The 15,710-nt window shown below is 42.8% G+C and carries 12 protein-coding genes and 1 pseudogene; 5 read left to right on the plus strand and 8 right to left on the minus strand.

Translation table 11 applies throughout. The annotated features are described in order from the left end of the window. Positions 1 to 9 precede the first annotated feature (9 nt). Together glpQ and glpT are read right to left on the minus strand one after the other, a co-directional pair. Positions 10 to 1,086: a glycerophosphodiester phosphodiesterase gene (gene glpQ, locus SC428_RS12425; RefSeq protein WP_283125879.1), complete on the minus strand. Its 1,077-nt coding sequence runs from the start codon at positions 1,084 to 1,086 to the stop codon at positions 10 to 12. A 219-nt stretch (positions 1,087 to 1,305) separates the two neighbouring features. Then, entirely contained in the window at positions 1,306 to 2,655 is a 1,350-nt protein-coding gene (glpT, locus tag SC428_RS12430) for a glycerol-3-phosphate transporter (RefSeq protein ID WP_318707901.1), read from the minus strand. A gap of 428 nt (positions 2,656 to 3,083) precedes the next feature. Here glpT and glpA point away from each other — a divergent pair, with 428 nt between their 5' ends. The 3 genes from glpA to glpC are packed head-to-tail and all read left to right on the plus strand — an operon-like array spanning position 3,084 to position 7,214. Then, on the plus strand, positions 3,084 to 4,739 hold the full coding sequence (gene glpA, locus SC428_RS12435; RefSeq protein ID WP_070929004.1) for an anaerobic glycerol-3-phosphate dehydrogenase subunit A: 1,656 nt from the start codon (positions 3,084 to 3,086) through the stop codon (positions 4,737 to 4,739). Next, positions 4,729 to 6,024 carry a glycerol-3-phosphate dehydrogenase subunit GlpB gene (glpB, locus tag SC428_RS12440; protein WP_140187599.1) on the plus strand — a complete coding sequence of 432 codons (1,296 nt, stop codon included), beginning with the start codon at positions 4,729 to 4,731 and terminating at the stop codon, positions 6,022 to 6,024. The genes glpA and glpB overlap by 11 nt, the downstream gene beginning before the upstream one ends. Continuing rightward, positions 6,021 to 7,214, plus strand: coding sequence for an anaerobic glycerol-3-phosphate dehydrogenase subunit GlpC (gene glpC / locus SC428_RS12445; RefSeq protein WP_140183041.1), 1,194 nt, complete (start codon positions 6,021 to 6,023; stop codon positions 7,212 to 7,214). The genes glpB and glpC overlap by 4 nt, the downstream gene beginning before the upstream one ends. Before the next feature lie 106 nt (positions 7,215 to 7,320). Here glpC and dhaL read toward each other — a convergent pair whose 3' ends face one another. The 3 genes from dhaL to SC428_RS12460 all read right to left on the minus strand — a co-directional run bounded on the left by dhaL (position 7,321) and on the right by SC428_RS12460 (position 10,058). Next, positions 7,321 to 7,941: a dihydroxyacetone kinase subunit DhaL gene (gene dhaL, locus SC428_RS12450; RefSeq protein WP_070929002.1), complete on the minus strand. Its 621-nt coding sequence runs from the start codon at positions 7,939 to 7,941 to the stop codon at positions 7,321 to 7,323. A gap of 19 nt (positions 7,942 to 7,960) precedes the next feature. Continuing rightward, positions 7,961 to 9,031 (minus strand): dihydroxyacetone kinase subunit DhaK, encoded by a 1,071-nt coding sequence (gene dhaK / locus SC428_RS12455; protein WP_140183042.1) that lies wholly within the window; start codon positions 9,029 to 9,031, stop codon positions 7,961 to 7,963. A 358-nt stretch (positions 9,032 to 9,389) separates the two neighbouring features. Beyond that, positions 9,390 to 10,058 (minus strand): 7-cyano-7-deazaguanine/7-aminomethyl-7-deazaguanine transporter, encoded by a 669-nt coding sequence (locus SC428_RS12460; protein WP_318707902.1) that lies wholly within the window; start codon positions 10,056 to 10,058, stop codon positions 9,390 to 9,392. Between the two features lie 309 nt (positions 10,059 to 10,367). Here SC428_RS12460 and tusA point away from each other — a divergent pair, with 309 nt between their 5' ends. After that, positions 10,368 to 10,622, plus strand: coding sequence for a sulfurtransferase TusA (tusA, locus tag SC428_RS12465; RefSeq protein WP_070929026.1), 255 nt, complete (start codon positions 10,368 to 10,370; stop codon positions 10,620 to 10,622). A 108-nt stretch (positions 10,623 to 10,730) separates the two neighbouring features. On the opposite strand, the gene SC428_RS12470 is transcribed toward tusA, so the two are convergent. The 3 genes from SC428_RS12470 to SC428_RS12480 form a co-directional block, all read right to left on the minus strand. Next, entirely contained in the window at positions 10,731 to 11,729 is a 999-nt protein-coding gene (locus SC428_RS12470) for an Rpn family recombination-promoting nuclease/putative transposase (RefSeq protein ID WP_283125876.1), read from the minus strand. 221 nt (positions 11,730 to 11,950) lie between these two features. Continuing rightward, positions 11,951 to 14,338, minus strand: coding sequence for a zinc/cadmium/mercury/lead-transporting ATPase (locus SC428_RS12475; RefSeq protein WP_140187602.1), 2,388 nt, complete (start codon positions 14,336 to 14,338; stop codon positions 11,951 to 11,953). 278 nt (positions 14,339 to 14,616) lie between these two features. Next, positions 14,617 to 15,243 carry a lysoplasmalogenase gene (locus SC428_RS12480; protein ID WP_175442547.1) on the minus strand — a complete coding sequence of 209 codons (627 nt, stop codon included), beginning with the start codon at positions 15,241 to 15,243 and terminating at the stop codon, positions 14,617 to 14,619. Between the two features lie 110 nt (positions 15,244 to 15,353). Here SC428_RS12480 and SC428_RS12485 point away from each other — a divergent pair. Continuing rightward, positions 15,354 to 15,705 (plus strand): annotated as a pseudogene (locus SC428_RS12485) (DUF2500 domain-containing protein). Positions 15,706 to 15,710 lie beyond the last annotated feature (5 nt).

Genomic DNA, 15,710 nt, shown 5'->3' on the forward strand with positions numbered 1-15,710 from the left:
ATCGAGTGATTATGGATGTTGTTGCTGTTTTTGCAGAAATTGTACCCCTAAATCAGGGAAATCAGTAAAGGCACCATCAACATCGGCTTGGTTGTAGATAATATCAAAGAGCTGCTGACCATCTTTCGCGTATTTCGGCAATTTATCAACACGAATGGTATAAGGATGCACTGCCATATTGTTGGCATGGGCGTCTTTAACCATGCCTGTTAGCTTAATATTATCAGGTGTTGACTCTTCGCTGACTAACATATGGTAATCAGGACCAATACCATCGGCATATTTAGCCACTTCTTTCATCGAGCCTGGCTTGAACATCCAGTCATAACTGTAGTTTACCCACGTTCCATCAGGTTTTTGTTCCTGAGTTTCATTCCAATCTGTATAGGCTATCAATTGAACCAATTTTAAATTCATGCCCATTTCTGGCATCAATGTATTTTTAATGCGTTTAAGTTCATTAGCATCAAAGCATTGTAGGTAAACATTTGAATCTTTATTGGTATAACCATATTGCTTAAGGACTTCGAGGGTTTTTTTAGTGATGTCTTTGCCTTCTTGTTGGTGGAACCAAGGCGCTTTGATTTCAGGGTAAATACCGATGTTTTTCCCCGTCGATTTATTCAAGCCTTGAATAAATTCGATCTCTTCTTGGAAAGTATGTACTCGGAAATCAGATTTCCCCATAGGAAAACGATTTGGGTAGCTTTGTATTTTTTTACCATCGACAAGGTCAAATCCTTCCGTAAATTTTAGTGATTTGATTTCATCAAGGGTGAAGTCAATCGCGTAATAACGTCCATCTTTGCGGGCTCGATCTGGAAAGCGTTCGGCGACATCAGTGACGCGATCAAGGAAATGATCATGAAGCACAACCAGTTCATTGTCTTTAGTCATCACTAAATCTTGTTCAAGAAAATCTGCACCTTGTGCGTAAGCCATCGCTTTCGCTGGCAGTGTATGCTCTGGTAAGTAGCCACTAGCGCCACGGTGAGCGATAACAACTTTTTCTGCCGCTTGCGCAACAGCGGTCGCTGACATCACTAAAACCATACTGGCAACCAATGTTTTGAATCGGAAGTGCATGATGATATCTCCTTGTCATTTTTTATACTCGTCATACTTCAAGTTGCAGGGGGGTTGACTACGTTCAGCTAGCCGAGTCATATAGTTTTCTATGCTCCCCGTCTATCTTCGCTTGTCGCCTACCTGCATCTTGAATTATTTAGAGTATAGGTAAAAAAATAGGTCATACTTCTTAGTAAGAATATGACCTATTCAGGTTAAAGCATTAATGTGAACCTTTTAGTTCATTTTCGCTAATTCACGTTTATGTTTGGTTTCGCTAATCATAACGATGAATAAGAGAACAACGGCTAATGCAGAGCCACCGATCATGACGGCAAAACCACCGTCCCAACCGAAGTAGTCAACGGTATAACCCACGATTGCACTCGCTGCCACAGAACCACCTAGGTAACCAAATAGACCGGTGAAACCTGCCGCAGTACCCGCTGCTTTCTTCGGTGCTAGCTCCAGTGCGTGCAAACCGATCAGCATGACTGGACCATAGATCAAGAAACCAATGATTAGCATACAAGCCATATCGATATTCGGGTTACCTGCTGGGTTCATCCAGAAGACGATGGTGGCAATAGTCACCAAAACCATAAAGAACACACCTGTTGCACCACGGTTACCACGGAAGACTTTATCTGACATCCAACCACACAGTAATGTTCCTGGGATACCTGCATACTCATACAGGAAATAAGCCCAAGAGGATTTATCCATCGCAAAGTGTTTTACTTCACGTAGATAAGTTGGTGACCAGTCAAGAACACCATAACGGAGTAAATAAACGAAGACGTTTGCAATTGCGATCATCCATAGAAGTTTGTTAGGGAAAACATACTTCATAAAGATTTCTTTTGCTGTTAGCTCTTGCTCATCGGATTCTTTGTAGTCTGGTGGATAATCGTTTTTATATTCTTCAATTGGAGGTAGACCACAAGACTGTGGTGTATCACGCATTAAAGCAAAGGCGATCATCGCAACAAGGATGGCAGCAAATGCAGGCATATATAGCGCTGCTTTCCAATCGTTAAACCACGCCATACCTAGCATGAATAGTAGAGGAGGAATACCACCACCAACGTTGTGAGCACAGTTCCAAATAGAAACAATTCCCCCACGTTCTTTTTGCGACCACCAGTGAACCATAGTACGGCCACAAGGAGGCCAGCCCATGCCTTGGAACCAACCACATAGAAATAGCAGTACAAACATCACCATGATGCTTGAAGTTGCCCATGGCACGAAGCCCATAATGAGCATCACTGCTGCGGCGAGGATCAGACCGGCGGGTAAGAAGACACGTGGGTTAGATCGGTCTGATACTGACCCCATAATGAATTTAGAGAAACCATATGCGATAGAGATCCCTGACAATGCAAAACCCAGATCCCCTTTGGAGAAGCCTTGTTCAACAAGATATGGCATCGCTAAAGCGAAGTTTTTTCTTACTAAATAATAGGCTGCGTAACCAAAGAAAATACCCATAAAGATCTGCCAACGCAGTCGACGATAGACGGGATCTATCTTCTCAGCGGGCAGCCTCTGGGCATGAGGTGCTGGTTTAAAAATACTTAACATATAGCCTCCGATGGCATGCTAATAGTTATTTCACTCTTTTCTTTTATCTATTGAAATAGAAAATGATGAGTGTTTTTATGGGTAAAACAACTAAAACGAAAGTGTTTGAGTGTTATATCGAGCAATATCTTTCATAAGTGCATTTATGATAGTCATAAAAAAACATTTTATCTGTAATCTACTGCACAAATATTTGTTTTATTTATTGGTCGCATAGTTAATGTTATTTATGAATGAAAAGAAACCATTTGAAGTGAATTTTTTGTGATATTTATCACGATTTTTGTCTTTTTATTACTTATTTAGACGTAATTGCTTTCGTTTTTGTTCCTTATCAAACAATGAGCACGTTTCTTGTCTATATTTAGTTATAGATTATAAAAATAGACCATACTAAAAGTAGTGTTGATGAATGTGAGGAAGACGACATGAATGGTTCATCTGTAGCTGAAACGGATGTCATCATTATCGGTGGTGGCGCAACAGGTGCAGGTGTTGCTCGTGACTGCGCCCGCCGAGGTTTAAAAACGGTTTTGCTTGAACGCCATGATATTGCTACTGGTGCAACAGGGCGTAACCATGGCTTGTTACATAGTGGTGCGCGCTATGCCGTCACTGACGGCGAGTCAGCAAGAGAGTGTATTGAAGAAAATAAAATACTAAAACGTATTGCACATCATTGTATTGAGCGGACAGATGGTTTGTTTATTACACTTCCAGAAGACTCGCTTGAGTATCAACAACAATTTATTCGTGCCTGCCAAGCGGCGGGTATTGATGCGAATGCCATCGATCCCGCAGAAGCTATTCGCCTTGAACCGTCAGTCAATCCACAACTGATAGGTGCGGTTAGAGTGCCTGATGGTACGGTAGATCCTTTCCGTTTAACCGCAGCCAATATGTTGGATGCTCGTGAGCATGGTGCCAAAGTACTGACTTACCATGAAGTAATAGGCTTAATTCGTGATGGCGACAAAGTCCGTGGTGTGACTGTTTATGATCACCAAGCTAAACAACAGTATGATATTTACGCGGAAATTGTGGTTAACGCAGGGGGGATTTGGGGACAGAAAATCGCCGAATATGCAGATTTAAAAATCAAAATGTTCCCAGCCAAAGGGGCTTTATTGATTTTGGGCCATCGTTTAAACAATATGGTCATTAACCGTTGTCGTAAACCTGCGGACGCCGATATTTTAGTTCCGGGTGACACTATTTCATTGATTGGAACCACATCAACGCATATCGAATATGACCAAATCGATAATATGTATGTGACACCTGAAGAAGTCGATATTTTGATCCGTGAAGGTTCGATGTTGTCACCTGCATTAGCGAAAACGCGTATTTTGCGTGCTTACGCCGGCGTTCGTCCTTTAGTGGCGAGTGACGATGATCCATCAGGTCGTAATGTCAGCCGTGGTATTGTGCTACTCGACCATGCGAAACGCGATGGCTTGGAAAACTTTATTACTATCACCGGTGGTAAGTTGATGACCTATCGCCTCATGGCTGAGTGGGCAACTGATAAAGTGTGTGAAAAACTAGGTCACTCAGCGAAATGTACCACCGCGGAAGCCGCGTTGCCGGGCTCGCAGCATAGCGCTGAAGAAGCATTACGTAATGTTGTGGCCATTCCTGCGCCAATTCGTGGCTCAGCAGTTTATCGTCATGGTGATCGTGCTTCGGCGATACTGAGCACTGACCGATTAGATAAAAGCTTGGTGTGTGAATGTGAAGCGGTCACCGCAGGGGAAGTCCGCTATGCGGTTAACTCTTTGACAGTGAATAACTTACTAGATTTACGTCGTCGTACTCGAGTCGGAATGGGAACTTGTCAGGGAGAGCTATGTGCATGTCGCGCAGCAGGGCTATTAAATCGTTTTAATGTTACAACACCTCATGAAACTGAGCAGCAATTAGGCCATTTTCTCAATGAGCGTTGGAAAGGTGTGCGCCCAATTGCATGGGGAGATGCGTTACGTGAAAGCGAATTTACCAGCTGGGTTTATCATGGGCTATGTGGCATGAATGAAACCACATTAAGTAAAGGATCTGACAAGGAGGCTGGCAATGAAATATGATGCAGTCGTCATGGGAGGAGGGCTAGCTGGCCTTATCTGTGGTATTCGTTTAACACAGTCTGGTTTATCTTGTGCCATTGTGAGTGCGGGACAAAATGCGTTGCATTTTTCTTCAGGCTCCTTGGATTTATTAACCCATTTGCCTAATGGTCAATTAGTTGAAAGACCTCTTGAAGCTTTAGAAGCGCTGAGTGAACAGTCACCACATCATCCTTATAGTCGTCTTGGGAAGTTAGCCGTAATTAAGCTAACTCACCAAGCCGAAGCTTTATTGCAACAAAGTGGGATAAAGCTCAAAGGCTCTAGTGATGAGAACCATTACCGTATCACGCCTTTAGGTCATAAACGACTAACATGGCTAAGCCCTAAATCAGTGCCAACCGTTGATCTGCATAAAAAAATGAAGATGGGGAAAATTGCTGTTGTAGGTATCGAGGGTTTTTTAGACTTCCAACCACAAATGGTATCGGATGAGCTACAACGCGAAGGCCTTGCCGCGAGTGCCTATTATGTTCACTTACCGCTGTTGGACAGATTAAGAGAAAATGCCAGCGAATTTAGGGCAATCAATGTCGCTCGTTGGCTAGATCGCCCTGAAAATATGGCGCAAATTGTCGCTGAAATGGCCCCATTAGTTGCTGAATCAGAGTCTATTTTCATGCCAGCTTGTATTGGCCTAGATAGTGAAGAACCGTTGCTTGAGCTACAAAAGCAACTCGGTAAGCCTATTTATTTATTGCCAACACTCCCCCCATCATTATTAGGAATTCGATTACACGAAGCATTATTACGTCAATTTCGCCGTCAAGGTGGCATTATCATGCCAGGCGATAAAGTAACTTCCGTGAATTGTGTAGGATCACGCATTGAGTCTGTGATGACACGCAATCATGGTGATATCTCATTGAAAGCCTCTCAATTTGTATTGGCGACTGGGAGTTTTTTCAATAATGGATTAGTTGCTGAATTTGATCGCGTATATGAACCGTTAATGCACCTTGATTTGTGTGATATTCCTCAGCGTGGTCAATGGACTAACAAAGCGTTTTTTGCTTCACAGCCTTATATGGCGTTCGGAGTACAAACTGATGACCAGCTACGTGCGCAAAAAGAGGGTCAGACATTTGAAAATTTATATGTTGCTGGCGCTATTTTAGGGGGCTTTGATCCTTTAACCGAGGGCTGTGGTGCAGGGGTTTCATTGATCAGTGGTTTGCACGCCGCTGAAGAAATTATTGGTTACTTTGCAAGACAAAAAGCCATGCAGGCGGAGGTGGCACAATGAGTATTCAGGATGCAAGCTTTGAAAGCTGTATTAAATGTACAGTGTGTACGACCTATTGCCCTGTTGCTAAGGTGAATCCTCTGTATCCGGGGCCAAAACAAGCGGGGCCTGATGGGGAGCGTTTACGCTTAAAAGACCCGATGATGTATGACGAAGCGCTAAAATATTGTACTAACTGTAAACGGTGCGAGGTTGCTTGCCCGTCAGACGTAAAAATTGGCGATATTATCGCGCGGGCTCGTAATACCTATAGCCAGCAGAAACCGAAATTACGAGATGCTATCTTAAGTCATACCGATCTGATGGGATCATTATCAACGCCTTTTGCTCCCGTGGTTAATACGATCACAGGTTTGAAACCGGTTCGTCAGATCCTTGATAAGGCATTGAAAATCGATCATCGCCGTGAGTTGCCTAAGTACTCATTTGGGACTTTCCGCCGTTGGTATGCAAAACAAGCTGCGGAGCAGCAAAAGTTTGCAGAGCAAGTGGCTTTTTTCCATGGCTGTTATGTGAATTACAATCACCCACAGCTTGGTAAAGATCTTATTAAAGTCTTCAATGGCATGGGGATCGGTGTTCAATTACTGAAACGTGAAAAATGTTGCGGTGTGGCATTGATCGCGAATGGTTTTATGAAACAGGCGAAACGGCAAGCGAATGTAAACCTAGAGTCGCTACAGGAAACGATCCTTGAAAATCATGTACCTGTTGTTGCGACCTCATCAACCTGTACTTTCACCATCCGTGATGAATACCCTCATGTGCTCGATGTGGATACATCGCAAATGCGTGAAAATATTGAGCTAGCAACACGTTACATTTATCGTTTATTAGAGCAAGGTCGTGAGTTAAAACTTAAACATACACCATTAAAGGTCGCCTACCATACACCATGCCATATGGAAAAAATGGGTTGGACATCTTATACATTAGAGCTGATCAAACGCGTACCGGGGGTGGAGCTAATTGTGCTTGATTCTCAGTGTTGTGGTATCGCGGGGACTTACGGGTTTAAAAAAGAGAACTATGAAGTATCTCAAGGGATTGGCGCAGGGTTGTTCCGGCAAATTGAAGAAAGCGGCGCTGATATGGTGATCACTGACTGTGAAACCTGTAAATGGCAAATTGAGATGTCGACCAGTAAAAAATGTGAGCATCCGATTAGCTTATTAGCCAAAGCATTATAATCGTTGTTTGGTTAACCCATTAGAGAAAGGCATAACAACCTTTCTCTTTTTTTATGTTATGAGTCGGGATGGCGCTGGCGAGAGATATCGCCAGCAGAATGGAAAACTACAGTGACTGTTGAAGCGTTTTCATCAGGAGCAGTACTGAGGTCCCCCCCGGATCAGCATGCCCAATACTACGTTCCCCGAGGTAACTGGCTCTTCCTTTGCGTGCTTGCATTGGAATGGTCGATTCAACACCTTGCTTTGCGGCTTCTACTGCTGCTGAAATGGCTTCATTTAAAGGTTGGGAGGCGGCATTTTCGAGAGCAGTACTCACTGGCCACCACACATCACACATGGTTTTATCATTTGGTTCTGCTTTGCCTCGAGAAACCACGCCTTCAGTACCTGCTTTAATAAGCTCTGCCAAATCTGCGACGCTCAGCGCTTCTTTGCCAGCCGCACTTTGAGCTGCCTTAATAAAAAAAGTCCCAAATAATGGGCCGCTCGCTCCGCCAACACTCGAAAGTAATGTCATACCTGTTGTTTTGAGTAGAGTGGCAATGTCTTTATCTTCAACTGAAGGCAGTTTTTCGGCGACTTTTTGAAAGCCTCGGTTCATATTAAGGCCATGGTCACCATCGCCAATTGCTGTATCTAGCTCGGTTAGATTGTTTTGTTCTTGAGCAAAGGTCTGCGAACATTGGATTAACCAATGATAGATCTGTTGTTGTGTTAAATTCATTTGTATTACTCCTTTTGGCCTAGCATTTCCAACGTAAAGCAGGGGTGTTAACGGGTTCATCCCAGAGCATCAATGCTTCGTCATCAACTTTTAATAAGGTGATTGAAACGCCTTGCATATCAAGTGCAGTGCAGTATGAACCGACTAGGTTACGCTCAATAGTGAGGCCAAATTGGTGACAACAAGTTTGTAAACGATGGTATACCGCATAGAGCTCAGATAGCGGGGTTGCGCCTAGGTTATTGACGAGGGCAATGACACGATCGCCTTTTTTTAATGGCTGTTTGATCTGTTTGTGTTCTTGCCAGCAGCTATTTTGACGATCCCATTGGCGGATCACGCGTTCATAATGGCCATTGTCGATCAAAGTTTGGAACATCTGATCAACCGTATTATTTAAATTGCTAAAACTGCGCCGTTCAATACCCGGTTCTCCGTGAATGCCAACACCAAATTCCATTTCATTATCAGGTAGCTCAAATGAAGGTTTTCCTGCCGCTGGCACAGTACAAGCGTGTAACGCCACTCCTAAACTGTAGCCATTATTATTGGTTTTGTGGCCCAGTTCGACGAGCTGGTCAAGTGTATATCCTTTAACCGCAGCTGCACCAAGTATTTTTTCCATTAATACGGTGTTGGCAACACCACGACGCCCCGCGGTATATAGACTGTCTTTTACTGCCACGTCATCATCGACTAAAACTGTTGCGACTTGAGTACCTGCATCATGCAGTAGCTCGGCGGCAGTTTCGAAATTGAGAACATCCCCTGTATAGTTTTTGATGATCATCAAGACACCTTCGCCACTGTCAATGGCCATCGCACATTCCATCATTTGGTCAGGTGTCGGCGAGGTAAACATTTCTCCGGGACATGCTCCATCCAGCATGCCAAGTCCGATGTATCCGCTGTGCATGGGTTCATGACCGCTGCCACCTCCAGACAATAACCCCACTTTATTCTTTATTGGAGCATCCTTATGAACTAGGTAGGTAGGATCGATATTTAAACGCAGTTCGGGGTGAGCCGCTACTAGCCCTTGATTGACTTCACTGATGATATCTTCAACACGGTTAATCAGTTTTTTCATCTTACAAACTCCAGAAAATAGAGGTCGATGGTTATACTCGTCATACTTCAAGTTGCAGCGCCTTTCGTTAAGGTATAAGTGACTACGCTCACTCGCGCCAGTCACATAGTTTTCTATGCTCCTAGCGACTCATTCACTTGTCGCCTAGCTGCAACTCGAATTATTTAGAGTATATATCTGTTCGTTTGTGTTCTTTTTTGAGTGAATTGAAACGTAAACAGCGCGGTTCGTTTCGATTGTGCATTCAGACTATCACGGCTGTGGAATTATTGATGGGGCAAACCTATAAAATGAGAGTTGGATCGGTAATTTTTATTCGTCGATGAGAGGGAACATTTTCCCTCTCAAACTCAGCAAATTAATGTTGCTCAGCCAGTTTTTGCTCCGAGGTGTGGGCAAAGAAGGTTTTTAGGATAAAGTTGAGTAGTACACCATAGGCTGGTAAGAAAAATAACATACAGATGAACAGCTTAAAAGTGTAATCCACTAAAGCAATCTCCACCCAATTAGCGGCCATAAAAGGATCACTACTGCGGTAAAATGCAATGAAGAAGAAGGCAATCGTGTCAATCAAGTTACCAAAAAACATGGCGCACGCAGGGGCGACATACCAACGTTTGTTCTGGCGTAATTTATTAAATACGCTGACATCCAGTATTTGTCCTAATACATAAGCCATAAAACTGGCGGCTGCGATACGTGCAACAAAGAGATTAAATTCATTGAGAGCACTAAAACCTTGCCATGCCCCTTGGAAAAACAGTGCGGATATGACGTAAGAGATCAGCAGTGCAGGTAGCATAACCGCGGTAATGATACGGCGAGCTAGTGGCGCGCCATAAATACGCACTGTCAAATCGGTGGCTAAGAAAATAAAGGGAAAGGTAAATGCCCCCCATGTGGTGTGGAAACCGAAAATATTAATCGGTAGCTGCACTAAATAGTTACTAGAGGTAATAATTAGGACGTGGAATAACGAGAGCCAAATTAACGCAGTGGCTCGTTGCTGCGCAGTGAACGTAAACATATTGTACCTTTTTAAGTAGCCATGGGGTGAGGGAACCCATAAAACATAGCCTCGACATCGAGGGAGCGCGTATATACTCGTATACTTCAAGTTGCAGCGCCTTTCGTTAAGGTATAAGTGACTACACTCACTCGCGCCAGTCACATAGTTATCTATGCTCCTAGCGACTTGTTCACTTGTCGCCTAGCTGCACCTTGAATTATTTGGAGTATAATACGTTTGTTGCGCAACAAAAGCAAAACTGTTAAACCTGAGATAGGCTTTTTATTATATAATCAAAACATCATTTATTTTTTTATAAGTATGGTTATGTCTGATTCATTTGCAAATGCCACAAAAACCCTTGATACACTTGGCTTACGTTGTCCTGAACCTGTGATGTTAGTTCGCAAAACTGTTCGTGGAATGGCAGCGGGAGACACATTACTGATTATTGCCGATGACCCAGCAACAACGCGCGATATACCCGGATTTTGCCGTTTTATGGAACATGAATTGCTGGCGGTTGAAGCGGAACAAGCACCTTATCGCTATTTGTTACGCAAAAAAGCAGAAGGGCTGTAACTGTGATTTGAAACCGTATGACTGGCTGGGAATATGTTATCTATTTAAAATTGATCAAGGTACAACGCAAGTTCTATATCGGAACTAGCACCTTGATTTAACTATTGGTTATTGCGTTTGCTCTTCAATCAGTGACAAAATCTCTTCGCGGCTCAATTTTGTGCCTGCCATAATTAATTCAATATTAGCGCCAGCAGTGAAGAGCGATTTTACCATTTGACGTTGGGTTATTTTGACACCTTCTTCAACGCCTATTTTACGGCCTTTTTCAATACCTTCTTCAATACCTATTTTATGACCTTTTTCCTGACCTTCTTGTCGTAGCCGCTCTGCTAAATTCATAACCACCTCTTTATGTTGTGGAATTTGCTGACTAAAGCAATGAATTATTTGTTCAAAGTGCTCTGGAGACTCCAAAACCACCAGTAAGTACTGCAAAATAATCGTAATGTCATCTTGACTGTTACCATTATTATTGAGCGTTTGAGCAAAGAGTTCAACCATTCGTTGGTATTCATCACGCAGGTTTTTATGCTTCATTGCCAGTTCCATTACTGCAATTTTTCGATGATTAGCTAGCTCATTATCATCTATGACAGTGATATCAACTAAAGGAAACGGTTTAAAATACAGCTCTTCGGCAAGCTCTTTCCAATCAAAGCAGCGAGTCCATAAATTCTGATAAGGGTAGGGGGACATTTTTCCATGATAAAACAGTATGGGTACAACCAATGGTAGTACCTTGTGTCCTTGCTGTAAGTGTTGGTTCATTGCGGAAAAAGCATAGTACATCAATCGCCAACTCATTAATTTATCGGGTGTTGATTGATGTTCGACTAATAAATAAAAATAACCATCGCCCATATCTGTTTTTACAGAGTAGAGAACATCTGACAATCGTGAACGCAATTTATTATCGATAAAAGACGAGTTAGTGAGTGCTAGCGTCTTAAAATCACATAATGATTTGATATTTTCTGGAAGGTAAATATCAAAAAAGTCTCGTGCATTATCGACTTGGTTCAGAAAACCCTTAAAAGTCGCATCATGCGGTGTTCTAGGTGGCTGTAGTGACATAGCGTATATATCAAAGTTATTTTGGAGCATTGATAGTAACCAATATGACGGTGAGAGAGGAGCAAGTTACTCCTAATTTTAGCAAAAATTAATCAATTAAAACAAAGTATTAGTCTTATCATTTAAACGAAAACTACATTTGATTAGTAGTAAAAAACAATAGTTGCTTAGTCGACTAGTAATGAGTTTGCTATATGTATTAAAAAAGCGCCACAAGGGCGCTTTTAACTAGATGCAATCAATAATGAAAGTTATTTTTTCACTTGCGGCAATTTCACTTTCAGTAACCGTACGGCATTCGCCGTTACTAGAGCCGTAGCCCCTGAATCGGCGAGTACTGCCACCCATAACCCTGTGATCCCCAGCAAGCTGGTCACTAAGAACACCGCTTTTAAACCAAGTGCAATAGTAATGTTTTCACGAATGATCTTACGAGTTGCTTGGGACAGCGCAATGATTTCTGGCAAACCGGTTAAACGGTTATGTGTCAGCGCTGCGTCTGCTGTTTCCAGTGCAACATCAGTTCCACTGCCCATTGCAACACCAATACTGGATGCTTTCATTGCTGGCGCATCATTGATGCCGTCACCAACCATCATGGTGCTGTGATTACGGTTTAATTCCATGACTGCGGTGACTTTGTCTTCAGGGAGCAAACCTGCACGGTATTCCATACCGAGTTGTCCTGCGATAGCACTTGCCGCTCGTGGGTTATCACCCGTTAACATAACGGCATTCACATTGAGCGCTTTAAGCATAGTCATTGCATCAGTAGCATCACTACGTAAGGTATCTTGCAATGCAGTTAAACCAATAACTTGGTTATTTTCTAACGTCACAACAACCGTTTTACCTTGCGCTTCAAGTGCTTCAACTTGATTCTGCCAAGTTGGCTCAAGCGGTGTATCTAAGCGGCTTGGTGCACTCACTAAGATATGTTTATCACCAAGGTAGCCTTCAACACCTTTACCTGCCAAGGCTTTGCGATTTTCAGCTTCGACAATCGTGATAGACAGTGCTTCTGCTTTATTAATCACTGCTTTAGCTAATGGGTGATGTGAACCTGCCTCAACGGATGCAGTGATCCTCACTAACTCATTTTCAGATAAACCATCAACGGGCACTAAATCGGTAACATGAGGTTTACCTTCAGTTAAGGTGCCTGTTTTATCCAATGCAATTGTCGTAACAGAACCGAGTTGTTCTAATGCGGCACCACCTTTAATTAATGCACCTCGGCGTGTTGCCGTTGCTAGGGCTGAAGTGATTGCTGCTGGTGTTGAAATAACTAATGCACAAGGACAACCTATTAGTAACAGCGTTAAACCGCGATAAATCCATGTTTCCCATGGCGCACTAAAGAAAATAGGTGGAATAACAACAACGAGTGCCGAAAACAGCATGATTAATGGAGTATAAATACGGCTAAAGCGATCAATAAAGCGCTCAATAGGCGCACGGCGCTCTTCCGCTTCTTCAATCAGCTGTAGAATGCGGTCGATAGCATTTTGACCTTGCTCAGAAACCACTTTCATCTGTACAGCGCGATCAACAGATAAACAACCCGCCGCGACTTTTTCACCTACATTACGTTCAACAGGGACAGATTCCCCCGTTAGTGAGCTTTCATCAAAACTAGCAAAACCAGAAACCAATTCAGCATCTGTTGGTAAACGCCCGCCCGGTGCAATTTCAATAATATCGCCTGGACGTAATTGTGAAACCGGAACCGTCATTTTTTGCCCATCTTTCACTAAGATGGCTTCTTCAGGAACAAGAGCCATTAGTGCACTGACTCCGCGCCTTGCTCGGCCTGCGGAGTAGGACTCCAACATTTCGCCTAACATAAATAGTAAGATAACCATTGCCGCTTCTTCGGTAGCTTGGATAAAAATGGCACCGATAGCTGCTACTGTCATCAATGTTTCGATGGCAAAAGGTGTACCTGTTCGAATCAAACGTAATGATTTACGTGCAATAGGGTAAAGCCCAAACAACGTCGTTAATGTAAAAGCAATCAGGCCAACTTTCGGGTTGAACAGCTCAATACCCCAGCTAATGGCCATCAGGATAGCTAAAATGATAACGGGTTTGGATTCGCTTAACAGGCTCTGCGGTGGCGCGATTGTTGCAGCGCTATTATTACCAACATCATGTAATTCATAACCCGCGGCTTCAACGGTTGAGCGGACAGTTGCACTGATATCACTATCGGCATCAACCACCAACTTTTCAGTTGCAAACAAAACCTTAGCTTGAGTCACTTGGGGTATTTGTTTAACGGCATTTTCGATTTTTTGCGCACAACTCGGGCAATCCATCCCACGGATTATCCAGTTGAAACGTTGTCCCGCTGTTTGTACGGGCTCAATTTCGTCTGCCACATTATGAGATGCGCTACAGGCAGAGCCATGTTGATGTTCTGTATGATCATGAGTTTGATGAGAGGAACTACTACAGCCTGTGTGCTGATGAGTCTCCTCATCATCGTCAGGGTGTTTCTCAACAGTACTATGAGCGTGGGTATGTGAGTCATCACTTACTTTTTGACTATTTTGTACAGCGGTAGACGAACAGCTGTTACTTGAGCAGCAAGAACTGGTGTGCTGATGTGCTTCTTTATGGTTGTGTGAGTGCATATAAGCCCCCTTATCAAACACTAAACTTATACTCGTCATACTTCAATTTGCAGGGCTTTTCGCTAAGGTATAAGTGACTGCGCTACGCCTAGGTCACATAGTTTATCTATGCTCCCCGTCTATCTTCGCTTGTCGCCTATCTGCAACTCGAATTATTTAGAGTATGATCAATATTGATAAGTTTACACTTTGGAGTCTACTCCAGAGTCAAATAAATAAAGGGGCGCCAATTGACAATAAATGCTATTTGAGAATTTTATCAATTGGCGAAGTGTATTTTATAGATAAATCGCTCGGATAATAAAGAATTGCCCAAGGAAATAGAGTGCGGCAACAATCGCTTTAGATGCTTTAAACGAGAAGCGGAAGCGTGCAATCAGCCAAATACAGTTGGAAATAAATAGCAAGAAAGCGCCAACCATAATGGAAAAGTTGTAATCACGACCTAAACCAAAGAACTGGTCACCAGCGACCCATGCCATGATCATGCTCATGATTAACAAAGCAAACACCATCGCTTGCATATCTTCTAATTTGGTCCAAATTAAAACTAGGGTGATAGCTGCAATGACTAGAGGGATAGGAAGCCAAGGTAGGTATAAGCTGAAATCAAGTTGCATACCAAAACTGATGGTATAGAGCAGGTAGCTAGTGAACATCAAAGCTACAGATGCAAGTAAGCGCTCACTTGATAGCATGCGCATCATATCAGCCAGTAGTGAAACTGCTAAACCGGCCAAGATCAGATAACCTTGAGAGGTTAAAAAATCAGCGTTCCACCCCCAAAGTAGTAGTAATATCAGTGTGATAGGGCGAAATAGCCAGCGTTGCCACTCAGGGCCACGATAAGCGGCATCAACATACAGCCAACCAGAAAAAAGTACGGCAAGGAATGGCCAACTAATCATAAACACATCCTTATAGATTCGAATAAATGAAGCAACTGTGGTGGTATTGGTTCTTTGACATTAAGATAAACTATATTGTTGAACAGATTAAGTGCAATGTTAAATTTATGAATAAACCAATTTTATTAATTATTGTGTTTGCGATTATTGCAGTATTAGCGACTAAACGTTTTTTTGACCAACGCAAGCAAAATGAAATTAATGATAGTTCTTTACCCGTTAGCTACTCCGTCGTGGTAGAAAGTAAAAAAAGACTATCCTTATCCAAATATGCGCTCTCGTGAACGTGATGTTGTGTCACCAGAAACTTTCCGCTACGAAGTTTATTTCAAACCATTGAATAACATGAAGGTGATGAAAGTGATCGTAACCGAAAAACAGTATCAAGAGATTGAACAAGGCAGCCAAGGAACTTTGCGCATGCAAGGGACAAGGTTTCTTGGCTTCACACCTGATTAACGGTT

The sequence above is a fragment of the Providencia sp. 2023EL-00965 genome, assembly GCF_033550225.1.
Taxonomy (GTDB): Bacteria; Pseudomonadota; Gammaproteobacteria; order Enterobacterales; family Enterobacteriaceae; genus Providencia; species Providencia manganoxydans.

Excerpts from the sequence above, each read along its gene's own strand:
- dhaL (WP_070929002.1), bottom strand. The coding sequence starts at position 7,941 with ATGAATTTAACACAACAACAGATCTATCATTGGTTAATCCAATGTTCG.
- tusA (WP_070929026.1), top strand. The coding sequence starts at position 10,368 with ATGTCTGATTCATTTGCAAATGCCACAAAAACCCTTGATACACTTGGC.
- glpB (WP_140187599.1), top strand. The coding sequence starts at position 4,729 with ATGAAATATGATGCAGTCGTCATGGGAGGAGGGCTAGCTGGCCTTATC.
- glpC (WP_140183041.1), top strand. The coding sequence starts at position 6,021 with ATGAGTATTCAGGATGCAAGCTTTGAAAGCTGTATTAAATGTACAGTG.
- glpA (WP_070929004.1), top strand. The coding sequence starts at position 3,084 with ATGAATGGTTCATCTGTAGCTGAAACGGATGTCATCATTATCGGTGGT.
- SC428_RS12460 (WP_318707902.1), bottom strand. The coding sequence starts at position 10,058 with ATGTTTACGTTCACTGCGCAGCAACGAGCCACTGCGTTAATTTGGCTC.
- dhaK (WP_140183042.1), bottom strand. The coding sequence starts at position 9,031 with ATGAAAAAACTGATTAACCGTGTTGAAGATATCATCAGTGAAGTCAAT.
- SC428_RS12470 (WP_283125876.1), bottom strand. The coding sequence starts at position 11,729 with ATGCTCCAAAATAACTTTGATATATACGCTATGTCACTACAGCCACCT.
- glpT (WP_318707901.1), bottom strand. The coding sequence starts at position 2,655 with ATGTTAAGTATTTTTAAACCAGCACCTCATGCCCAGAGGCTGCCCGCT.
- glpQ (WP_283125879.1), bottom strand. The coding sequence starts at position 1,086 with ATGCACTTCCGATTCAAAACATTGGTTGCCAGTATGGTTTTAGTGATG.
- SC428_RS12475 (WP_140187602.1), bottom strand. The coding sequence starts at position 14,338 with ATGCACTCACACAACCATAAAGAAGCACATCAGCACACCAGTTCTTGC.